A 23,507-nucleotide genomic window follows, 5' to 3' on the forward strand; every position below is an offset into this window, starting at 1 on the left:
TAATAAGTTGAAATGAAAAAATTAATTTTAAATATATCTATAATTGGTTCTGTTTTAGTGTCTATGGGGGCATTGCAGAGCTGTAGTGATGCACTGGAAACCAACTTACAACCAGGTACAGTTGAGGATGACGGAACGCCATTTAAAACCACCGATGCTTTATACAATTACATGATGGGTAACGTATACGGTACATTAGAACCTCAGTACCCAATTCACGTATCTGCTGTGCTTTCGGATGAGGTCAAGCCTGGATCTTCCAGTGGTGGTCAGGAATTTTCTTTACACCGTTACTTTTTAACATCCCAAGAGCCTAGAGTTGCCGAAATCTGGCAGAATAATTATGCCGTAATTAACCATGTGAATCGTCTTGTAAGAGGTGCCGAAGGGATTACAACGTCAAGTGACGCAGATCAGACAAGATTAAACCAAATCGTTGCTCAGGCTAGAGCGATGAGAGCTTATGCATATTTACAGCTTGAATCACTATTTTCTACGGATATGAAAGATCCAAATGCTTTAGGAGTACTTTTAGTTAAGGACGTTCCAGATCTTGATGCCAAACTTCCGAGAGTAAAAAATTCAGATATTTATGCATTTATTGAAGCTGATTTAACATTTGCAAGGAATACACTAACAGCTGAAGGTACCAATCAGTATTTTATTGGCAAAAGTGCTGTAAATGCTATTTCTGCTAGATATTTCTTATATAAAGGTGATTATGCACAAGCTAAAACATATGCGACTGCTGTCGTTAATGCTGCTTCTGCAGGAGGTTTTGGTTTAACCAAAGCAACACCTATTACTATGAATAATCCAATTACTAGCTCATATCATGCAGGAAACCCTAGTGGATTACCAAGAGACTATGTTATTGATGGGCAAGAGAATCCGGCTACTATTACGTTGACTGATGCAAATGGAGTTCCTTTAACTGATTCGGATGGTAATCAGCTTCCTCCAGTTGCAGCTAATAATGGTGGGGCATGGAGAAATTCATTCTATGGACAGTTAACAACAAATGTAGGAACATCATTCAATCCTTATCGTCAGATGTGGGTTGATCAGAATAGAGGAGAGTCAATTTTATCTTTAGGACGTATTGCTCTAGGAGGAAACGGACAGCCTATTGGATCTGTTTGGAATACAAATAGTTCTTCACTTAGTGGTGCTCCTATGTGGTTCTGGGGACGTAATTTGTATAATCTATTCCTAGAAGAGTATGGAGATGTTACGGGAGCAAACGTTGGAGCTAAAGGGGATGTTAGATTCCTGACCAACAGAGACCCTACAACATCTGCAAATACGAATTATGCAAGTTTGTATCCAAATAATTTAGGTCAAACTAGAATGACGGATCGTTTGGTTATAGATAAATATCCTGGCAAAGCAGGTACTAACGTACGAAATGATATTAAATTATTCAGACTTTCAGAAATGTATTTTATCTTAGCTGAATGTGCTGTTAATGATGGGCAGCTAACTGTTGCTGCTGATTATATTAAGGCTATCAAAGATGCTAGAAACTTCAGAGGGACTGCTGTATTGCCTGTTTATGCAACTGCTCAGGCAGCTTGGGCGGGTATACTAAAAGAAAGACGTATGGAACTTGCTCTTGAAGGTCACCGTCTGATAGATTTAAAACGTTTAGCGGTTAAAGCGGGTGTTAAAATGGATAGAAATAATACGGATGATATTGTATTAACTTCTAACCTTGAGAATGGCGATTACAGATATACATTGCCAATTCCATTGTCTGAAATTTCGGCTAACCCGAATGCTCAACAAAATCCAGGTTATAATAACTAAGATTTTTATAAGAAAAGCCGCCCTTTTGGGTAGTCATGGTCGGAAGATTTTTCTTCCGACCTTTTTGTTTTATCACCATAAGTAAAATTACCTTAAATATTTGATTGTCAGTTTTTTAACTTGTTTATTATAGTTTAATTCCTTATCTTTACAGTTGATAATCAACTATTTATGTCAGTTTTTAAAGATCATAAAATATCCCTCAAGGACGTTTTAGAATTTATTCCGGAAGCCCTTTTAAGCCATCTTTCGGCTACTACTAAAGTGGATCATTACAGTAAGGTTTTGCACGGCAAAAAAATGTTCTATCTTCTCTTGTTCTGCATCTTTGATAACGAAAAACTAAGTCAGAGAACTTTGGAAGATACATTTAACAGCAGCGGGTTCAAAGCACTTTTTGTTTTGGGGGAAGCAGAGAAAATTCGAAGAAGCTCAATCTCAGAGAGACTTTCCAGAATCGATTCTAATTATTTCAAAGAGATCTATGAGCATATGTACACAAGATTTTCGGAACTTTATTCTAAGACCGAAATCGAAAAATACAACTTAATCAGAGTAGACAGCACTATTGTTGCAGATACCTGTAATAAGCTCAAAGAAGGAATCGATCAGAAAGTAGGAAAAAGCTGGTGAAATTCAGTTTTTCGTTTGATGGAATTTTACCTTCGGCAGTAGAGGTTTTTACGGGACAAAAATATTCGGCAGAAGACAATGCACTTGCCGAAGCTGTTTTGAAACAGATAAAAAAAGAAGAACATCACCATAATATTTATACCATAGACAGGGGATTGCAATCCACCAGAACGATGAAAGAGTTTGAAGAGAAGTGCATGAAATTTATTATTCGCTCCAAAGAAAACAAAAAATTTGAAGAGATTGAATCTTTTCTTGAAACAGAAAATATTCTAAAATGGAATGACTGGAAAGTTATCAAAGACAGTAAAGTAAAACTTTATACCGGAAAACCTATCCAAAACAAGCGTGGAAACATCCATTATCGGGAAGAAAAAGTAGAGACCTGTTTTCGCTTGCTGGTCATCAAAAATGAAAAAACAAACAAAGAATTTTGGTTTCTAACCAATGAGTTTGAGCTCTCTGCAAGAGAAATATCGGATTACTACCGTAAAAGATGGGATATTGAAGTGTTTTTCAGGTTTATGAAACAGGAGCTTAATTTAAGCCATCTTATTTTACTCAATAAAAACGGAATTGAAGTAATGGTTTATATGACAATGATTGCTTCTATGTTGTTATTAATCTATAAAAAAGCAAACAGTTTAGGTTATAAAACCGCAAAAAGGCGCATCACAATGGAACTTCGAGATATGATTACCGCGATTTTAATCGTCTTCGCAGGTGGTGATCCTGCTAAAGTATTTAAAACATAAAAATGGTCGGAATTTCTTCCGACCACGACTAACCTTTTGGGCGGTTTTTTTGTTTATATAAGCAGGTAAATTATTAATGGATAGTGACCAAAATAAATTTCCAATTTGTTTAGTATAAATAGGTGTTAATTGAAGAATAGTTGTACTTTTGGACAATTAACTAAAAACATATCAATACCAAATGAAAAACGTAATAACGGCCTTATTATTTGTAGGATCTATTAATTTCTTGTATTCTCAAGCCAATACCATTTCGACAAATATGGCAGGAGGCACCAGAGATGTATTCTATAATATAAAATCTAATAGTGCAGGTAGAATGTTAAATTATGACGAAATTACAGGTTCTCCCTATTTAAATAAAAATTTTAGTCTTGCTAAAATTGAAGGAACTCATGAAAGCGTACCTGTAAGATATAATTCCTTGAAAGACGAAATAGAGTTCCAGAAAGATGGTAAAACAATGGTTTTGCCAAATGAGGAGACTTTCTCAAAGATCGATATCGTATCTCCTAAATCAGTATTGGTTAGATTAGATACCCATGATGATTTAACGGGTTATTTTTTTGAACTTGTTAATGGTAAAAATGCTTTGTATAAAAAAATTAAGACAAAGTTTATAGATGTCGTTCCGGCTACAAATTCTTATGCAACGGACAGACCAGCCTCATTTAAAACATTGGATCCGGTTTATTATATTGCAATTAATGAGAAGTTTGTGAAAAAACCCAAAAATGAAAAAGAGATTATTGCTCTTATTCCCGAAAAAAAAGATGCTATTTCTCAGTTTGTTAAATCAAATAAAATAAAATTTAATAAGGAAGAAGATTTAGTAAAACTTGTTAATTTCCTAAACCAATAAATAAAAAAAACACTTTCATGATCATGGAAGTGTTTTTTATTTGGGGTAAAGCATTGAGATCCTTTTTTTGGTCAATTGTTATTTCCTTTTATTTCTTATTTTTGCTGTACAAAAAAGAATAATGAAATACCTATTTCTCATCATAATTTTCTTCGCAGGTATCACTCACGCGCAGGTCATTAATAAAACAGACTCTAACAGGCTGGATAAGAAAATCGCAGCGAAAGATACATTGGTGATCGACTCCGGGAAGAAAGATTCCTTAAAAATATTTAAACCCACTATAAATGATTATCAGTATCAGACACAGTTTTCTGAAAAAAAGGTGTACGATACGGTGATGTCATTTGACAAAACGTATATCTTTACACAGTACAACAATAAAGATAACTTCGGAAGAGCACAGTTTGCCAATGTGGGGGCAGGGTTTAATCCTTTATCCTTTGAGGTCAATGCTGAGCAGAATCTGTCATTGCTTCCGACCAATAAGTCCTATGGAATTCTGGGGATCAATGATATTCAGTATTACGATGTAAAAACCCCGACGGCGACTTTCGTTTATCATAACACCATGAGAAACGGTGCCGCCTTAAAGTCTACCTACACCCAGAATATAGGAAAGAGATTCAACTTTGCGGTAGAGTATATGGGACTTCGTTCTCAGGGATTATATAGAAATTCACTGGCCGCGAATAATAATACTTTATTTTCGGGACATTATATCTCCAAAAGCGGAAATTATGAATTGTTTGCGCATTATTTACACCAAAACGTAAACAATCAGGAAAATGGGGGGATTGCGCGTGATGATCTTTTTCAGGATGGCGACAGCAACTCCAGTAACCGACAGAATATGCAGGTAAATCTATCGGGTTCAAGCTCTCAGTTTTCCTATCGAAGATATTATTTAAGCCATCAGTTTACCCCTTTTAATGCTGAAAAATTTCCGTTCAGGATCAGACATACCATTTTTCATCAGGGAAATAAATATTTCTATCATCAAAGTGCATTGGAAGGCTATTGGTATACCAATACTAATGAACTGGTTAATGGGTATACGCTGGGGACTCAGAAATTTTCTAATAATCTGAGCAATACGGTAAGTTTGGTTTTCGATAAGGAAAACTTAAAACTGGATGCCGGAGTACGCTATCAGATGCTTGAATTCGGACTGGAAAACGGAATTACAATAAACAATACCGTTTACCCGACAAAGCTTAAAGAAAACAGATTGGGTGCGGTCGGGAATTTAGAAGTAAAGCTGTTTGATAAAGTTAATCTTAATTCATTTTTAGAGTTTTCAAAAGGAAGCGAGTTTGGAAATTATCTGAAAACAACCAACAATTTAAGATTTGAGCCGATTAAAGACTATTTTGTAAATGCGAAAGTGAACTTCCAAAGCGTTTATCCAAGCTTCAATTATCTTTTAAATACGTCAGTCTATAATAAATTTAACTATTATCTGCAGGATGCGAAAAACCAGTCGATCACGGAAATTGGAGGTAATATCAATTTAAAATGGTTCAAAACCGAATTGTTTGCCAATTACTTCAGAATTGATAATTATACCTATTTTGACAGCAGCGGGCAGCCAAAACAGAGCGAAAGCTCGCTTAATATTTCTCAGATCGGAGGGGATGCTACATTCAGCTACGGGAATTTTCATTTGAACACCAGACTGCAGTTTCAGAATGCGCTGACAAATAAAGATCTTTATCCGATGCCGGGATTTATCGGGAGAGCCAATATTTTCTATCAGGGGAAATGGTTTAAAAAAGCAGCCGAGGTTCAGACGGGGGTTAAGGTATACTATTTTTCAAAGTTTGCCTCAAGAGATTATTTCCCGATCATTAACGAGTATATTTTGCCGGGTTCCAACTCATTCTCCATCGGCGGACAGCCTATGGTAGATGTTTATTTTAACATGAAGATTAAAAAAATGTTCTTCTTTATCGAAGGTCAGCAGGTGGGATCCGCCATTTCAAGTAATAAAGCATATGCATTTCCGCATTATCCGGTGTATGACTTCAGGTTAAATATCGGAATTGTTTGGTATATGTTCAATTAAAACTTACATCAGTTTGAAAACTATAAATAAAATATCATTTAAAGATATCGAAAGTATTCCTCAGTTGGTAAAAGATTTTTTAAATCAGAATATTGAGGGATTTGAAGAAAATACGTTTTCTTTAGATCATTTTAAAAATCAAATTCATAAAAAACAGAATTCTTTTACTTCAGAGCAAAGGAATATTCTGGCAGATGTTTTAGAAGGACAGCTTTCGCATCTTGAACTGTCTTCTACACAAAAAGAGTATAGAGACCAGATAAGGCAGCCCAATACTTTTACGATTACTACGGGCCATCAGTTAAATTTATTCTCGGGACCCGTTTTTTTCGTGTATAAAATTTTACAGACGATAAAAACCTGTTCCTATTTAAAACAGAATTTCCCGGATTTTAATTTTGTACCTATTTATTGGATGGCTTCGGAAGACCATGACTTTGCGGAGATCAATCATTTTAAAACAGAAAATAATTATTACGAGATCAACGAGAAATCGGGGGGTGCGGTCGGAAGAATTGAGATCAACGATACTTTTTTTATTTCTGAATTTGAAAAGGAATATAAAGATTCTGTTTTCGGAACTGAATTAATTTTAATGCTGAAAGAGGCCTATAAAGTGGGAAATACTTTTACACAGGCCATCCAAATTTTGGTGAACCGATTATTTTCAGACTTTGGACTGTTGATTTTAGATGGCGATTCTTCAGGGCTTAAAGATCAGATAAAAGCTACTTTTAAAGATGAACTTCTCAATTTTAGCTTATATAAAAACTCAAAAGAAAAAGTTGATTTTTTGACCGCGAAGTATGGGAAAGTTCAGGTAAATCCACGTGAAATTAATTTATTCTATCTTTCTGAAACCAGAAACAGGATTGACTTTGACGGTATAAAATATACAGTGGTAGATACAAATATTCAGTTCACGAAAGACGAAATTCTTAATGAGCTTGAAAATTATCCCGAAAAATTCAGTCCGAATGCATTAATGCGCCCGGTATATCAGGAAACCGTGTTGCCGAATTTGGCTTATATCGGAGGAAACGCCGAAATCATGTACTGGCTTGAACTGAAAGATTATTTCAACACCATCGATATTCCTTTTCCTATTCTGATTCCACGCAACTCCATATTATTCCTGAAAGAAAAAACCATTGGGAAAATGAAGAAGCTTAATCTGAATGTGGAAGACTTTTTCAAAAATTTTGCAGCCATCACCAATAATAAAATACTCGATGATAATGCCATTCTGAAATTGTTGGAAGAAAAAGAGAAAAACCTGGTCAATAATTTCAAAGAACTGAAGTCTGTTGCTGAAAATACCGATCCGTCGTTCGGAAATATGGTAAAAGCAGAGGAAATACGACAGTTAAAATCATTCAAAAGGATGAAAAAACGTCTCCTTCATGCAGAAAAAATAAAGCAGAGAGAAATGTTGGAAAGACTAGAAAATCTATTTTTAGATGTACATCCTTCTAAGAATTGGCAGGAAAGGGTTTATAATTTTAGTGTTTTCTTCTCAGATTATGGAAATCCCTGGATTGAGAATTGTTTGGAAAGATTAGAAATTACAGAATCTCAGTTGGTTATTGTTGCTATTTGTTCATAAAAAATTTAATATTGTAAACTAATATTAAATTTTTTATGATGACAAAGAGATTTCTTACCACATGCATTGTTTTGCTGTATGGCATCGTTTCTGCGCAGACCACTCACACCGCTGTAAAGGGAGATAATATGTACAGCATTGCCAAGCAATATGGTACTTCCGTAAATGATTTATTAAAACTTAATCCTAGATTTCAGGAAAGACAGCTGCAGGTTGGAGATGTTTTAAAATTGAACAACAAGGGAAAGGATATCGTGCAAGGCAGATCAACCATTGCCTCACAGTTCAGCAATATTACCCTCAAAAGCACCGTGAAATGCTCTGATATTATGAAAGACTATCATATCTCTGAGAAAGACTTAAGGGTTTTAAATCCCGATCTTGATGCCCAGCTTAAACCTGGTGGTAAAATTGTATTACCTAATGAAAATATTGTGGAATACGAAGTGGCTATGCAGAAAGCATGGGAAAAAGGAATGGCAAAGGCTAAAAAAGAGTCAGAGAACAAAAAAAATGACCATCAGATCTCGTTGGCTAAAATTATTTTAAACCGCAATCAGGTTATTAAAAACATAGCCAGCCATTATAATATTTCAGAATCTGAACTTAAGGAGCTTAATCCGGATTTAGAGTCCAAAATAAAAGTGGAGGGAGAAATTATTTTGCCGATCGAAAAAATAAAAAATACCAAAGAATCACGTCTTACATTCTGATCATACATAGACCTGGCATTACGCCAGGTTTTTTTTTCATTATTATTATTATTATTATTAGAATAGGATAGAAAGAACCTTAAAAAATCAAAAATCAAGCGCCATCTCACAATAGATATTTCGATACAAAAAAAAGCGCTAAGTCTTGTTTTACCTCAAAATGTATTTTTCGCCTCAGTGTTTTATTTTAAAAATCCGTTTAGACTTTTCAGTAAAATTTTTTATCTCTTTTTATAGTTCTTTTTTTAAATTTGTATAAACAGATTCTGAGTTGTTTTTTTATTTGAACACTTGAGGAGAAACCGGGACAGGGAATGGGCAGCTGGTTTCTGAGAATGCAAAAAAGGGAAAATTAATTCAAAATAATAATGTATATATTTCCGTTAAATTTTCCAGCGACTCCGTATAAGATAAAATGATTTGATTATTTTTATCCATTTATGATGAGCTTTTCTATTACTATTGAGATTTTCAAAATTAATAGGTATTGTTATTTAATTTGAAAGAAGTATTTTTGTACATTATAATGATCGACTATGATAAAGAGGTTTTTTATTCTATCCGGTTTATGTATGGTTTTGGGAGTATCTGCTCAGAAATCCCACACCGTTGCAAAAGGAGATAATCCTTATAATATTGCAAAAAGATACGGAATGACTGTAGATGAATTGCTTAAAATGAATCCGAAGTTTAAAGACGGCAAATTGGCAATTGGTGATGTTTTATCCGTAAAGAGTGATAAAGCAACAAGCTCAGCTCCAAAAACGGCAGCTGCTGAAAAGCCTAAAGCAACCGGTACTTCGCAGGTTGGAAAAATTATTTTGCAGCCTAAACAAACCATCTACGGAATAACCAAGCAATATCGTATTTCGGAAACTGATCTTAGAAAACTGAATCCCGAACTGGATTCTCACATGAAAATTGGTGACGAGATCACTTTACCTCTTGAAAGCATTAAAAAATATGGTGGCGAGCAGGCTGTAGCAGCAGTTTCAACACCTGATCCCGTGGAACAGGCAAGAGAAGAAATGCCGGCTTCAACTGCGGTTGGTGAAAAGTATGTTGTTCAGCCAAAAGATAATTATTACAGGATTTCTAAACAGTTTTCTATTTCTCAGCAGGAACTTTTCGCTTTGAATCCGGGATTGGAGGAAAAAGGATTGAAACCTGGAGAAAGCATTATCATAAAAAAATCAAATACAACTCCGGTTGCTGACTCTTCTTCTAATTCAAAAACAAAGGTAGATTCAGGAAACGAAAGATCTTCAGCCAATGCAACGGCTATTGCTGATGATTTTGTAACATATACCGTTCAGCAGGGTGATACCGTATTCTCCATTGTGAATAAATACGGAATTTCAATTGATGAATTAATTGCACTAAACCCTGATCTTTCTCATGGTTTGAAGACCGGAATGGTTTTAAAGATCAAAAAGCTGGATCCAGCTTACGTGAAAAAAAACGGGGATGCGCTAAGTGTTGTCTTGATGCTTCCTTTCGGATACAGTACCAACGAAACACAGTACAGAGCCATGGCGATGGATTTCCTTACGGGAGCGAAATTGGCGATTGAAAGAAATGCGCGAAACGGACAGAAACTTGAGGTGAAAATAGTAGACTCAGGAAACGAAGCAACTTTCAGAAATTCTCTGACTCAGTTGCATCCTGATAATACAGATTTAATTATCGGCCCGTTCTTCAAGTCGAATGTGGTAGATGTTCTTGACTTTACTAAAAATCAAAAAATCCCGATTGTGGCACCTTTTGCCAACTCTCCGGAATTATATAACTACAGCAATTTGATTATCGTTGAAACAAATGATCAAACGTATGCTGATAAAATTGTTGAGGAAGTGAAGGCTTCTTATTCAGATCAAAAAATCTATGTGGTGGCAGGTGCTAAAAAAGAAAATGCCAATTACATTAAAGCTGGTCTTGAAAAAACTTTGAAAAGCCCAACGATAACGATTGTGAATTCTCCGGCAGATATTCAGCTGGATCAAAATATGATGACAGGGCAGTCTGCTCCGGTAATCGCGATTTTGGCAAATGATGATTCGGCGGCGGGTGAAGCGTTCTCCAATAAAGTGATCGCTTTATCTAAAGAAGTTCAGGGCGTAAAAGCATTCAGTATGTATTATGCTCCAAGCTTTGAAAGAAAAGTGGATGATCTTAGCCAGGCCAATTTGGTTTATTTGATGGACAGAAAGATCAATACCGACGGAAGTTTTGAAAAAGAAATTCTGGCGGCTTATAAAAGCAAATATTGTAAAACACCTCCTAAATATGCCATTGTTGGTTTCGATGTTGTGAACGATATGTTAACCAGAGAAAATAAAAAAGGAGAAATTTTCAAACAGATGAATAAGGTTCAGACTCAGCTGGCTACCAAGTTTGAGTTTGTAAAAGCCAAAGCAAATGGTGCTTATGTAAATACTGGTTATAGAGTAATCAGATTGGTTCCGTAAGGATATTATTAACATTATATTTATATTTGCAAAATATTTTAAATTACTAAATGAAAGCACTTGTATTTCCTGGGCAGGGTTCTCAGTTCGTAGGAATGGGAAAAGAATTATACGATTCTAGAAAAGACATTAAGGACTTAATGGAATCTGCCAATGAAATTTTAGGTTTCGATATTCTTTCTATTATGTTTAATGGAGCGGATGAAGACCTTAAGAAAACTGAGGTTACGCAACCTTCAATCTTTATACATTCAGTAGCGGCTCTTAAAGCGGTGAACGGTCTTGGCGCTGAAATGGTGGCAGGACATTCTTTAGGAGAATTTTCAGCATTGGTTGCCAATGGCGTTTTATCTTTTGACGACGGTTTGAAACTGGTTTCCGAAAGAGCAAAAGCAATGCAGGCAGCTTGCGATGCCAATCCAAGTTCTATGGCGGCAATTTTAGGATTGGAAGATGCTAAAGTGGAAGAAATTTGTGCTACGATCAGCGGTATTGTGGTTCCTGCAAATTACAACTGTCCCGGACAATTGGTAATTTCCGGTGAAACAACGGCAGTTGAAGAAGCTTGTGTAAAATTAAAAGAAGCCGGAGCAAAAAGAGCATTATTGCTACCTGTAAACGGTGCTTTCCATTCTCCATTGATGCAACCTGCACAAGAGAGACTGGCTTCTGCGATTGAAAAAACAAAATTCAGAAAAGCAACAATCCCAGTTTATCAGAATATCACGACTACCGCGATTACTGATCCTGATGAGATTAAAAATAATCTTATTGCACAATTGACAGGTCCTGTAAAATGGACGCAGTCTGTTCAGAATATGATCAAAGACGGGGCTAACAACTTCATTGAAGTAGGTCCTGGGAAAACCCTTCAGGGATTGATCAAGAAAATTGACGGATCTGTATCTGTTGCTTCTGCAATCTAAATAAAAATATGGGCGAGATATTTTCACCGGGAAAGCTGATGCTTACTTCAGAATATTTCGCAATGGATGGAGCTCTTGTCTTAGCGGTACCTACCAAGCTGGGACAAGAGTTTTACTTTGAAGAAAATTACGATGGGAATTCTCTTATTTTCTGGGAAGCCTATCATCAAAACAAATTATGGTTAAAGGCTGTCATTGATTACAAAAACTGGCAGATCATCGAAACCAATAGTATTTCCAGTGCTGAATTTATTTTAAAAACCTTAAAAAATGTTCAGTCACTTTCTACAATCAAATTCAAGAACGATTTTAGTTATCATTTAAAAACCAACCTTCAGTTTCCTGCAGATTACGGTTTGGGAAGCAGTTCTACGCTGATGACCAATCTTGCGGAATGGGCGGAGATTGATCCTTTTTATTTAAATTCAATCAGTTTAGGCGGCAGCGGATACGATATTGCGGTGGCAAAAGAGAAATCTGCAGTGCTGTTTCAAAGCAAACCTGAGATTACATATGAAAGGACGAATTTCAAACCTTCTTTTAAAGATGAACTTATTTTTATTCATTTAAATCAGAAGCAGGATAGCCGTGAAGGAATCAATTTTTACAAGTCTAAAACAAAGTCTCAAAAATTGGTTGATGAATTTTCGAATCTTACAAGAAATATTTTAGTATGTAACGAATTGGAAAATTTTTCTGAACTAATGTTAATTCATGAGCAACAAATTTCGAAATTCCTTGAAATTCCTACAGTTAGAGAGCGTTTCTTTGAGGACATCCCCGTTTTTGTGAAAAGTTTGGGAGCTTGGGGTGGAGATTTTGTCATGAGCTCAAAATTTGATGGCTTTGAGGACTATTTTTGGGAGAAAGGTTTTCGCACAATTTTCAATTGGAAAGATTTAATTAGTTTGTAATCAGTTTGTTATAAACTTGTTTTTTTATTTGCCATTCTGACTTATATCATTATATTTAAATCACTTTTAACAATTAATTAATATTAATTTTGTTGAACCCTAATATTGAAATAGAAAATATAAGTAAAATGAAACACGCTAAAATCATCCAGGATTTAGAAAAACTAGGGATTAAAGGAAGTTATGAGGTCATTTATAATCCTTCGTATGAAGAATTATATCAGGCTGAAGTTTCTTCTGAAAATCAAGGCTTTGAGAAAGCTGAGCTTACGGAATCTGGTGCAGTATCAGTAAAAACAGGAATTTTCACAGGTCGTTCACCTAAAGACAGGTTTATTGTTCAGGATGATGTTACAAAAGACACGATTTTTTGGGACGGTAAAGTAAACTTGCCAACCTCTCCGGAAATTTTCCAGTCTTGTAAAGACTTAGTGCTGAACCAGCTTTCTGGTGCAAAAAAAATCTATGTGGTAGATGCATTCTGCGGAACGAATACAGACACGAGATTAAAAGTAAGGTTCATCGTTGAAGTAGCGTGGCAGGCGCATTTCGTTACGAATATGTTCATCCGTCCTTCTCATTATGAGTTGGAAAGCTTTGGAGAACCTGATTTTACAGTCATCAATGGATCTAAAACGACAAATCCGAACTGGGAAGAGCAAGGATTAAACTCTGAAAACTTCGTGATGTTCAACCTTACCGAAAAGCTTCAGATCATTGGAGGAACCTGGTATGGTGGAGAAATGAAGAAAGGAATGTTTGCCATGATGAATTATTACCTTCCTTTGAAAGGGATGGCTTCTATGCACTGTTCTGCAAACGTAGGTGAAGAAGGAGATGTTGCTCTTTTCTTCGGTCTTTCAGGAACAGGGAAAACCACTTTGTCTGCAGATCCGAAAAGATATCTGATCGGTGATGATGAGCATGGTTGGGACAACAATGGAGTATTCAATTATGAAGGAGGTTGCTATGCAAAAGTAATTGACCTTTCAGAAGAAAAAGAGCCGGATATTTTCCGAGCAATTAAAAGAGATGCGCTTCTTGAAAACGTAGTAGTTCATGACGGAATTGCTGATTATACAGACGGATCTATCACAGAAAACACGAGAGTTTCTTATCCTATTTACAATATTAATAAAATTGTTTTGCCTTCAAAAGCAGGACACGCGAGCAAGATCGTTTATCTTTCTGCAGATGCTTTCGGCGTATTGCCTCCGGTTTCTATTTTGGATGAAGATCAGGCACAGTACCACTTCCTTTGTGGGTATACTTCAAAGTTAGCCGGAACAGAAAGAGGAATTACAGAACCTCAACCTTCATTTTCGCCGGCATTTGGTGAGGCATTCTTAACATTGCACCCAACAATGTATTCAAAAACATTGATCGGTAAAATGAAAGAACACGGCGCTAAAGCGTATCTGGTAAACACAGGTTGGAACGGAACAGGAAAAAGAATTTCTCTAAAAGACACAAGAGCGATCATTGATTCCATCATCGATGGATCTATTGAAAATGCTCCGAAAACAAGAATTCCAATTATGAATCTTGAAGTTCCTACAGAATTGCCAAACGTTTCTGAAGGCATTCTAGATCCAAGAAATACATATAACGAAGTTTCTGAATGGGAAGAAAAAGCGAAAGACTTAGCTTCAAGATATATCAAAAACTTTGAACAATATTGTAACACCGAAGAGGGCAAAAAGCTTATCGCTTCAGGTCCTCAGTTACAGGAACAAGCAATTAACTAAATTAGGAAGCCTCATCATTGATGAGGCTTTTTTTATGCTTTTAGCTGCGTTGAAAGGTATTGTATGACTAATTACAAATACAAAAGATAGTATTAGTAATATCATGCTGAGCTTCTCAAAGCATAAATTACTTCAAACTCAAAATTGCCAATCGATATCCATTCATTCCAAAACCGGATAAAACCGCATCAGAATTTGCTGCCGTTACCGACTTCTGACGAAATTCTTCTCTCTTGTAAATATTACTAATGTGAACTTCAATTTTCTGCTTCTGAATATTCTTTAAACAATCGGTAATAGCATAAGAATAATGAGTAAACGCTCCCGGATTAATCACCAAAGCATCAAAATCATCTTTCTGAAGACGGTTAATCAATTCACCTTCAATATTTGATTGATAATAAGATATTTCATGGATAGGAAATTCAGATTGTAATTTCTGTAAATAATCCTCCATCGTTACCGTTCCGTAAATTTCAGGTTCTCGGGTACCTAACAGATTAAGATTAGGACCGTTTACAATTAAAATTTTCATATCATAAAATTAAAAACTTTTTTTGAATTTCCGCTCCGTCAGTTCGAGTATTTTTCGCAGCGCAGCGGAGAAAAATGTATCGAGAACCGATATTCTAAAGCCAAAATTCGACTTCGCAACAAAACTTCTCGATACGATTTTTTTCAAAAATCTACTTGAAGTGACGAGGATCGTATGGATTACATTTTACGTATAGTGTAGCTTTAAAAGCAATTTCATTCATTACATTATTTTTAATGATATTTCTCATATTTAAAAATTTAACAATTTATATAACTGTCTATTTTGAAGGTTTTTAAAATAAATTTAACATAATTTTCATAAAATTATAATCAAAAATTTTAAAGTCTACTTGTTTTGTAGACTATTTGTTTTTAGATTTGCAAACATATTTCGATCGGCTTATAAAGAAAGATGGAGGGAACTGACCCTGTGAAATCTTAACAACCTGCGTGAGGCAAGGTGTTACATTCAGCCTTAAAAAGGAAAGATAAGCAATAATTTAATCATATTTATTGGTGCTTGTTGTTGTCTTTTTTGTAAAAGGTTGATTTTTAATTAATGTTAAACAAAATTGATTATGATTAATAAAAATTCATTTAATTCTAAGATTTGGATTCCACCTGTCGCGGTATTTTTCCTGGGAATTATCGGAGTACAAGGTCAGGAAATAAAAAAAGATACCCTGAAGGAAAAAGAGATAGACGAAGTAGTTGTTGTGGCTTATGGAAAAGCGAAAAGAAACAGCTATACAGGTTCGGTTTCCACAATTTCCAGTGATAAAATCAATAACAGACCTGTTACCAATATTACAAAAGCGTTGGAAGGTCAGGTTCCCGGGCTTCAGGCGGTAAGTGCTTCTGGGCAACCAGGGTCTGTGGCTTCGGTTCGTATTCGCGGGATTGGTTCTGTAAGTGCTTCAAGCGATCCTTTGTATGTGGTAGACGGACTTCCTTTTGACGGAAATATCAACACCATCAGCCCAAATGATATTGAATCGATGAGTGTGCTTAAAGATGCTTCTGCAAGTGCTTTGTATGGTTCAAGAGGAGCAAACGGGGTAATCATCATCACCACAAAATCGGGTAAAAAAGGAGAATCAAAGATCAATTTTAATATCAGTCAGGGTTTTTCTTCGAGAGCGGTAAAAGATTATGCACAGGTAAATACCGATCAGTATTTTGAATTGTATTGGGAGGCCATGAGAAACGGCTATGTTGCGAATAATATTGCTCCACAGCAGGCAGCTCAGATGGCAACAGACGGTTTGGTGAATGCTTTGGGAATCAATCCTTACGGAGCCAGTTTTGCAAAACCTGTAGGAACAGACGGAAAATTGTTGGCAGGTGCAAAAGCTTTGTGGAACGACAATTGGGCGGATGTTCTTCAGCGTGTGGCTTCTAGAAATCAGGTTGATTTGGATTTCAGTGGCGGAAACGAAAAGAGTAATTACTATTTCTCGTTAGGTTATCTTGATGATAAAGGAATTGCCATAGAGTCTGGTTTCAAAAAGTACAGTACAAGATTAAAATTAAATTCTGAAGTTAAAAAATGGCTAAATGTTGGTGCGAATTTAAGCTTTACCAACAGCGTGCAATTGGCTCCGGCTTCTTCGGATTCAAGTTCTGAAAATATTATTAACGTCGGGCGTATCATTCCTTCATTTTATCCTTACTATGAAAGAAATACCGATGGAAGTTATAAACTTGATGCAGGAGGAAATTATATTTATGATTTCGGAAAATACAGACCAACCAGCGCCTTGCAAAATCAGAATTTAGCAGCAACTTTACCTTTAGATAAAAACGAAAACAGAGAAGATAACTTTTCAGGAAAAGGTTTTGCTGAGTTTACGTTTTTGCCTGAATTGAAATTTAAGACCAGTTTTTCAGTTGATTTGGTGAATTATAACGGACATTATTATACCAATTCTTTGTTAGGACAAGGAACTGAAATTGGAGGTTCTGTTACGAAAACAAATTCGAGAACGCTTTCTTATACCACAAGTAATATTTTAACGTACGATAAAAAATTTGGTCAGCATCATGTGAATTTATTGGCAGGGCAGGAGTTTTATCATTATGAATATCAAACGATTTCAGGAAACAGATCTCAGTTTTCACTTCCTTATTATTACGAACCAGATGCAGCGGCTTTATTTGGCGGTTTCACGGGAAACAGCGATCAGTTGGGATTGCTAAGTTTCTTAGGTAAAGCAGAATACGATTATCAGAATAAATATTTCATTTCCGGATCGGTAAGGTCAGATGCTTCTTCGAGATTCTCTCAAGATAACCGTTGGGGAACTTTCTGGTCTGTAGGTGGTTCGTGGAAAGCGTCGAGTGAAAATTTTATTAAAGATTTAAATATATTCAATCAGCTGACACTACGTGCAAGTTACGGAGGTCAGGGAAATGACAAGCTTAAAACCTATTATGCTTATCAGAGTTTATATCGATTTTACAACAATTTAGGAGAAGCGGGAACCGTTGCAAGCAGTCTTCCGACACCAAATTTGAAATGGGAAACGAATCTTAATTTAAATATAGGACTTGAATTTGCGATTCTGAACAACAGAATTAAAGGTAATGTAGAATATTTCAAGCGTGAAAGTCAGGATTTGCTTTTTGAAATGCCGTTAGCTCCGTCTTTAGGATTTACAGGATTTCAGGCCAATATCGGAACGATGCAGAATACCGGCTTTGAATTTTCATTATTCACAACACCTGTGAAAACCGACGATTTTCAATGGAATGTTGATGTAAATTTAAGTACATTAAACAACAAGATCACAAAACTGCCTCAGCCTTCTATCATCAGTGGCACAAAATTATTAACTGTAGGTGGTTCAGTATACGATTTCTATCTTCCGACTTGGGTAGGCGTGGATCCGACTAATGGAAAACCTTTATGGAAAACCATTACAACAGATGCCAACGGACAAACGGTAGAAGGTACAACTTCTGAATATGCTAAAGCAGCAAGAGAAATTCAGGGTTCGGCACTTCCTAAATTAATGGGTGGATTAACGACAAGTTTGAATTATAAAAACTTCGACCTTTCAGCTTTACTGACTTTCAGATTAGGAGGAAAGATTTTGGATACCGATTATACATCCATCATGTCCAACGGGAATTTGGCAGGACGTGCATGGAGCGCCGAAATGGTCAACAGATGGACACCTGAAAATACAAATACGGATGTTCCGATTTTGAGCACGACGACCAATAACTGGACTTCAACCTCATCGAGATTTTTATATTCTGCAACCTATGCAAGATTGAAAAATGTGAGCATCGGATATACGCTTCCATCGAATTATTTTGAAAAATTAGGCTTGAAAAACTTTAGAGTTTATGTTCAGGGAGAAAATTTACTCACGTTTTACAAACATAAAGGAATGGATCCTGAGCAATCTTTAGACGGAACAACGTATTACAGATATCCGGCGATGAGAACCATCACTTTCGGACTTCAGGCGACGCTTTAAACTTAAAATTAAAACAATGAAAAAAATAAAATATCTATCTTTTGCCATTATCGCGACCTTATCTCTGGCAAGCTGTGAAAGCGAACTGGAAACGGCACCAACCAATCAGGCTAACGAAGCAGAAGTTTTTAAAACGGCTGATAATGCCGAAACAGTAATCAATGGAACTTGGGCGAAATTTAATGATGATGGTACAACATATTCCAACATCGGATATTCAACCGTGTTGAGAACGAGTGACGCAATGGGAAGTGATGTAGCAGTTTTAACCAATAAATATGGTTTTCCAACGGCTTATACATTTTCAGACTTGAGCAATAATACAGGAAGTCGTGCACTTTTCATCTGGAGTTTGCTGTATTCTACCATCAACAACATGAATAATGTGATTACCAGAATTGATGCCGCAGAGGGAAGTCAGGCAAAAAAAGATCAGGTAAAAGGTCAGGCAAAGACGCTTCGAGCTTTTTGTTATCTGAATTTGGCGAGTTTTTATCAGTTTAGTTATTTAAAAGATAAAACGGCTTTAACGGCTCCGATTTATACAGAACCTACAACTACTGAATCTAAGCCCAATAAAAGAGCGACTTTAGAAGAAATTTATACGCTGATTAAAAGTGATTTAACAGATGCTGATCAATTACTTCAGAACTACACGAGAAACAATAAAGATAAAATCGACAGATCGGTAGTTAATGGATTGCTGGCAAGAACCTATCTGAATACAGGAGATTGGGCAAAAGCTGCTGCTGCCGCAAAAGTAGCAAGAAACGGCTACGCCTTAATGACGGCTGAAAAGTATAAAGAAGGTTTCAATGACATCAGCAACGGAGAGTGGATTTGGGGTCATGGGCAAACGCAGGAGCAATCCAGTGAGAGTTATGCTTTCCACTTTTTAGATGTTTCGTCTTCGGGAAGTTATTATTACAGTTTCATGGCAGATCCATATTTTAAAGATTTGTTTGATACAAATGATATTCGTTATTCTTTGTTTTCATGGGACGGACTTCCGGGTAGGGAAGGGCTCTTGAGATATGCGAAGTTTAAATTTAAAGCGAATTTAATTGCTGATATCGTCTATATGAGAGCGGCCGAAATGTATCTCATTGAAGCCGAAGCCGAAGCCCGAAACGGAAATGTAACCAATGCGGTAACCGTTTTAAATCAATTGAAATCGGCGAGAAATGCTAATCAATATTCAGGTTCTTTAGCCCAAAATGATGTGATTAAAGAAGTTTTAATTGAAAGAAGAAAAGAATTGTTCGGCGAAGGATTTTCGTTATCCGACATCATCAGAACGCAGGGAACGGTCGTGAGAAAACCTTTCACGAATGCAGATGGTTCCTCAATTCAGGTGCAAATTACCACTCCCGACGGAACGGTGAAAAATGTAGCCGGAAGAGGGCACACGATTTATGCTTTTCCTGATCAGTCTTCTTTTGCTCCAAATAGCAGGTATTATTTGTTTACGATTCCGCAGAAGGAAGTGGAGAATAATCTGGGGTTGTAGAGAATTACTTATAACAAATTTAATGAAATTAATCCCCCACTTATTATAGGTGGGGGATTTAATTATTTATTCTTCTTCATAACAACCTAGCTCATAAGTATATTTTTCAAAATTTTCTTTTAGAAATTCTTTTAAAAAAGGTTTTAATTTTTGAACCTGTTGTTCGGTCAAATTATACTGGTCATAGATTTCGTCCTCATAATCCTCGTCGTTAAGAATTAAATCATCTAATTCAGTCAGTAGTTGTGTTGATGTAATCTCTAATTTATATTCCCTATGAAGAATTTCTTCTTTTTTACTAAATTCTTCAATAACTCTTACTAGTTTCATAATTCTATCCTTTGATTTTGATAAATTGGTTGTTGATTCATTTGCATTTGCATTATTGGGGTCATCAAAAAAGGTGTAACTCTACTTGCTGCCCAATCTAAAAGTTTTAGACCTCCATATATTAACCCGACGCCAACTCCAGTTTTGATAAATGGATCAATCGTTCTTCCAGGGACAGGATCTTTATAAATTTCTCCTGTATTTGGGTCTCCAGAGCCTAAATGTGTTCCCTTCTTATTATAAATTTCAACATCTCCATGTTGTTTATCCCATTCTAATATTTTTCCATCAGGATTTTTCCATCTTGTTCGCCCGCTACCTTTATTAGGAACTCTTCTTGCCCCTGGGAATCCTTTTAAATCTTTTGGAGCAGGTTTATGATGGCGAGTATCTCTAGCACTATCTCCTTTTTTATTATTGTCAGGGTCATTGTTTCGTGATCTATAATGCTTTGGATTAAAGTATTACTATAATTTTGTGTTCCCAGCGAGTTCAAAGTTATTTCCGGTGTATGATAAATATTGGATCATCAATCCAATTATAAGTCATCACGGCCGACGGAACAGTGAAAAATGTTGCCGGAAGAGGGCACACTATATATGCTTTTCCTGATCAGTCTTCTTTTGCTCCGAATAGCAGGTATTATTTGTTTACGATTCCGCAGAAGGAAGTGGAGAATAATCCGAATTTATAATATTAGTTTTTTAAATTTTAAAAAAGGCTCTCCTAATTTGAGGACAGCCTTTTTTATATAGTATTATTCATCCTTTAGAGGAGCTCGAACGAATTCTATAAATTGCTCTTCTATCGCTCCATACTTCTTAAAATTGATTTTTGCCTCTCTTAAGCTTACATTATTTGCTCCACCAGCATAATCAATATCATGAAGTTGTACTCCATCATCTTCCCAATAACATACCGGACATATTTGAAACGTATTATCAGCCTTGTACTCAAGAGTGTGATATCCGCAACATGGGCATGAAAATTTACTATATTTTTTAGTTTCCATATAATTGTTTATAAATAATAACTTATTTAGTATGTAAGAGTGATTTAAAAATAAATTTTAGCATATCATAGAGTAGTAAAAAGATTGCCTTTCATTATTTAATATAATGATCCTTATATTTTCTAAAAAACTTATTTATATTAACGTTTATTTTACAGGAATTAATTTTAGGAGTTATAATTTCTATATTTTCAGAGATTAATGAATCTTTTACATATTGAGGAATGTATTCTGCAGAAAATGTTGTAGAGGCAGATAAAAAGTAAGACTTTGTAGAATCTAATTTATATTTCATTGTGCTGTTATTATTAATGATTGGTAAGTCAACATCTTTGGCACAATTCGATGGAATCAATATGTATTTATTTTTGTAATGTAAATATTCTATAGCTTCACGAAAAGAGATAGAATATTTTTTCATCGTGTTATCTATTAAACTTTCACTATAGTCGAATTGATAGTCTAAATAATCTTCACCGGAATATAAACTTGTTACTTCTCCCATATTTTCTTTACCATCATGATCTACTATTTTAAAATCAGTCTGGAATAATCCACTGTAAAAAATTAATGTTTTTTTACCATTATTTTTAATTCTAACTTTTAAATATTGATTTTCAATACTTTTTGTTATTATGTGAAGATTGTAGTTTTCTGATTTTGAAATACTTATAATAGTGAATATAGTTAATGCTATCTTTTTCATATTATCTTATGGTCTTAAAAATAGTGAAGGTAGTGATTGTATATATATTGATGGATAGTACCTGCTACTGAATGCATAGGAGGACTTCATACTCACTCCCGATATTCCATCTGTCATACTGTGAGCGTAAAATTCAGTTATTCTTGAAGCTTCTGCGGCTCCATATCTTGCGTTCCATGCTTTAAACATACCTGTGGCAAAATGGAGTGAATGTATTCCTTCATGATACCAAGTTGCAGCAAAGCCCAATGCTGTCCTCATTCTATATGGAGAGATTAAAACTCTTCCATCTGCCATAGATGTTATGCCATTTACAGCTTCACCAGTGCCTCCATCACTTAGCAATTTGTTCCCTTGAAGTACATAATCATCTCCTGTACTTTCATTATATTGACTTAAGTTTTGTTCATTTGCAATCGCAAAATTTTTCGCACTAAGTTCATAAATTTCTGGGAAAATTTTTGATAGATCATTTAAAAAACCTTCCCTTACAGGGCTATCTGCTACAGATTTGTCATTGTAATATTTATTAATTCTATTTCGTATTTTATTATTGGTCTCTATTCTATGTGTTATATGATTAAATAAAGTCACAATGGCGCCTATCTTCACACCTTCCCAGAAATTACCTCCCGTAAGAGCAGAACCTATACCACCGGAAAACATTCCGAATAACTCTTGGCCTACCAAACTATTAGCTACAGCTCCAATTTGACTATATCCATAAGCCCCAAAACTAGCTAAAAATCCGCTAGGCAGCTCCTGTTAGAAAATTACCTCCCTGCATAAAGCTTAATGTGCCCTGTACTGCCGCGTGAGCAACACTTCGTAATGCTTCATTACCTATACTTGCTGCAGCAGTGGAAAATATTTGTCCTATGACATTTGATATTCCTGCGCTTATCATAGATATGACAACAGTAGAGAATAGATTAAGTACATTAAATTTCTGGTGTGATATCCAAACGGTTGCAGTATAACTAATAGCGGCCATAATTAATGCTGTGATTGGTCCAATGAAAAATTCCCCACTCGGATCATTAAACATCAATGGATTGTTTAATACATATCCATACTTATTATAATTCTGGGTATTGGTAGGATCCTGTATATTTTCATCCGCATTGAGGAATCTTCTTAACAGCGGATCGTACAATCTACCATTCATGTGAATAATTCCAACTTCACCAAAATGTTCATGGCTAGTATATCCTCTTTCTATTAATAACGAAGAATTATTAATAATATTTTTATCCGTTATAACAGGACCATTTCCTATCTGAAGATGAGTGAAATTACCCCAAGCATCAAAATGCCTTTGTTCCAGCTTATTTCCGGCTTCATCACTAATGGCTAAAATACTACCTAAGTAGTCATTCCTTAAAAACCAAGTAATATTTTGATTATCAGTTTTATGCACTT

At 35.5% G+C, this 23,507-nt stretch carries 19 protein-coding genes, 1 pseudogene and 1 riboswitch; of the genes and pseudogenes, 13 read left to right on the plus strand and 7 right to left on the minus strand.

The window, feature by feature from the left end; translation table 11 throughout:
• The first annotated feature begins 12 nt into the window (after positions 1 to 12).
• The 11 genes from VUJ46_RS16925 to pckA all read left to right on the plus strand — a co-directional run bounded on the left by VUJ46_RS16925 (position 13) and on the right by pckA (position 14,502).
• Complete coding sequence (locus VUJ46_RS16925) at positions 13 to 1,809, plus strand: RagB/SusD family nutrient uptake outer membrane protein (protein ID WP_326981900.1); 1,797 nt, start codon at positions 13 to 15, stop codon at positions 1,807 to 1,809.
• A gap of 171 nt (positions 1,810 to 1,980) precedes the next feature.
• Complete coding sequence (locus tag VUJ46_RS16930) at positions 1,981 to 2,442, plus strand: hypothetical protein (RefSeq protein WP_326981901.1); 462 nt, start codon at positions 1,981 to 1,983, stop codon at positions 2,440 to 2,442.
• On the plus strand, positions 2,439 to 3,197 hold the full coding sequence (locus VUJ46_RS16935) for a transposase (protein ID WP_326981902.1): 759 nt from the start codon (positions 2,439 to 2,441) through the stop codon (positions 3,195 to 3,197). Before VUJ46_RS16930 ends, VUJ46_RS16935 begins: the two co-directional genes overlap by 4 nt.
• Positions 3,198 to 3,378: 181 nt before the next feature.
• Positions 3,379 to 4,059 carry a hypothetical protein gene (locus VUJ46_RS16940; RefSeq protein WP_326981903.1) on the plus strand — a complete coding sequence of 227 codons (681 nt, stop codon included), beginning with the start codon at positions 3,379 to 3,381 and terminating at the stop codon, positions 4,057 to 4,059.
• Between the two features lie 121 nt (positions 4,060 to 4,180).
• Complete coding sequence (locus tag VUJ46_RS16945) at positions 4,181 to 6,127, plus strand: putative porin (protein WP_326981904.1); 1,947 nt, start codon at positions 4,181 to 4,183, stop codon at positions 6,125 to 6,127.
• Between the two features lie 13 nt (positions 6,128 to 6,140).
• Positions 6,141 to 7,733 carry a bacillithiol biosynthesis cysteine-adding enzyme BshC gene (bshC, locus tag VUJ46_RS16950; protein ID WP_326981905.1) on the plus strand — a complete coding sequence of 531 codons (1,593 nt, stop codon included), beginning with the start codon at positions 6,141 to 6,143 and terminating at the stop codon, positions 7,731 to 7,733.
• Positions 7,734 to 7,771: 38 nt separating this feature from the next.
• Positions 7,772 to 8,446, plus strand: a complete 675-nt coding sequence (locus VUJ46_RS16955; RefSeq protein WP_326981906.1) for a lytic transglycosylase — start codon at positions 7,772 to 7,774, stop codon at positions 8,444 to 8,446.
• A 536-nt stretch (positions 8,447 to 8,982) separates the two neighbouring features.
• On the plus strand, positions 8,983 to 10,914 hold the full coding sequence (locus VUJ46_RS16960) for a LysM peptidoglycan-binding domain-containing protein (protein ID WP_326981907.1): 1,932 nt from the start codon (positions 8,983 to 8,985) through the stop codon (positions 10,912 to 10,914).
• A 50-nt stretch (positions 10,915 to 10,964) separates the two neighbouring features.
• Entirely contained in the window at positions 10,965 to 11,840 is an 876-nt protein-coding gene (fabD, locus tag VUJ46_RS16965) for an ACP S-malonyltransferase (protein WP_267405562.1), read from the plus strand.
• 8 nt (positions 11,841 to 11,848) lie between these two features.
• A complete protein-coding gene (locus VUJ46_RS16970; protein ID WP_326981908.1) occupies positions 11,849 to 12,754 on the plus strand; it encodes a GYDIA family GHMP kinase in 906 nt (301 codons plus the stop codon).
• A gap of 128 nt (positions 12,755 to 12,882) precedes the next feature.
• Positions 12,883 to 14,502 carry a phosphoenolpyruvate carboxykinase (ATP) gene (gene pckA, locus VUJ46_RS16975; RefSeq protein ID WP_326981909.1) on the plus strand — a complete coding sequence of 540 codons (1,620 nt, stop codon included), beginning with the start codon at positions 12,883 to 12,885 and terminating at the stop codon, positions 14,500 to 14,502.
• A 127-nt stretch (positions 14,503 to 14,629) separates the two neighbouring features.
• On the opposite strand, the gene VUJ46_RS16980 is transcribed toward pckA, so the two are convergent.
• Positions 14,630 to 15,037, minus strand: coding sequence for a type II 3-dehydroquinate dehydratase (locus tag VUJ46_RS16980; RefSeq protein ID WP_326981910.1), 408 nt, complete (start codon positions 15,035 to 15,037; stop codon positions 14,630 to 14,632).
• A gap of 399 nt (positions 15,038 to 15,436) precedes the next feature.
• A riboswitch (SAM riboswitch) is annotated at positions 15,437 to 15,534 on the plus strand.
• An 83-nt stretch (positions 15,535 to 15,617) separates the two neighbouring features.
• Here VUJ46_RS16980 and VUJ46_RS16985 point away from each other — a divergent pair.
• Together VUJ46_RS16985 and VUJ46_RS16990 are read left to right on the plus strand one after the other, a co-directional pair.
• Complete coding sequence (locus tag VUJ46_RS16985) at positions 15,618 to 18,527, plus strand: SusC/RagA family TonB-linked outer membrane protein (protein ID WP_326981911.1); 2,910 nt, start codon at positions 15,618 to 15,620, stop codon at positions 18,525 to 18,527.
• A 16-nt stretch (positions 18,528 to 18,543) separates the two neighbouring features.
• Positions 18,544 to 20,037: a RagB/SusD family nutrient uptake outer membrane protein gene (locus tag VUJ46_RS16990; protein ID WP_326981912.1), complete on the plus strand. Its 1,494-nt coding sequence runs from the start codon at positions 18,544 to 18,546 to the stop codon at positions 20,035 to 20,037.
• 66 nt (positions 20,038 to 20,103) lie between these two features.
• On the opposite strand, the gene VUJ46_RS16995 is transcribed toward VUJ46_RS16990, so the two are convergent.
• The 6 genes and pseudogenes from VUJ46_RS16995 to VUJ46_RS17015 form a co-directional block, all read right to left on the minus strand.
• Positions 20,104 to 20,367, minus strand: a complete 264-nt coding sequence (locus tag VUJ46_RS16995) for a DUF7683 domain-containing protein (protein WP_326981913.1) — start codon at positions 20,365 to 20,367, stop codon at positions 20,104 to 20,106.
• Positions 20,364 to 20,729: pseudogene (locus VUJ46_RS23010) on the minus strand (colicin E3/pyocin S6 family cytotoxin); the annotation flags it as partial. The gene VUJ46_RS16995 and the pseudogene VUJ46_RS23010, both read right to left, overlap by 4 nt.
• Before the next feature lie 395 nt (positions 20,730 to 21,124).
• Positions 21,125 to 21,379 (minus strand): CPCC family cysteine-rich protein, encoded by a 255-nt coding sequence (locus VUJ46_RS17000; RefSeq protein ID WP_326981914.1) that lies wholly within the window; start codon positions 21,377 to 21,379, stop codon positions 21,125 to 21,127.
• Between the two features lie 94 nt (positions 21,380 to 21,473).
• On the minus strand, positions 21,474 to 22,085 hold the full coding sequence (locus tag VUJ46_RS17005) for a hypothetical protein (protein WP_326981915.1): 612 nt from the start codon (positions 22,083 to 22,085) through the stop codon (positions 21,474 to 21,476).
• A gap of 6 nt (positions 22,086 to 22,091) precedes the next feature.
• On the minus strand, positions 22,092 to 22,775 hold the full coding sequence (locus tag VUJ46_RS17010; RefSeq protein ID WP_326981916.1) for a hypothetical protein: 684 nt from the start codon (positions 22,773 to 22,775) through the stop codon (positions 22,092 to 22,094).
• A gap of 61 nt (positions 22,776 to 22,836) precedes the next feature.
• Complete coding sequence (locus tag VUJ46_RS17015) at positions 22,837 to 23,505, minus strand: RHS repeat domain-containing protein (protein ID WP_326981917.1); 669 nt, start codon at positions 23,503 to 23,505, stop codon at positions 22,837 to 22,839.
• Positions 23,506 to 23,507: the final 2 nt, after the last annotated feature.

It is taken from the genome of Chryseobacterium sp. MYb264 (genome assembly GCF_035974275.1).
Lineage (GTDB): Bacteria > Bacteroidota > Bacteroidia > Flavobacteriales > Weeksellaceae > Chryseobacterium.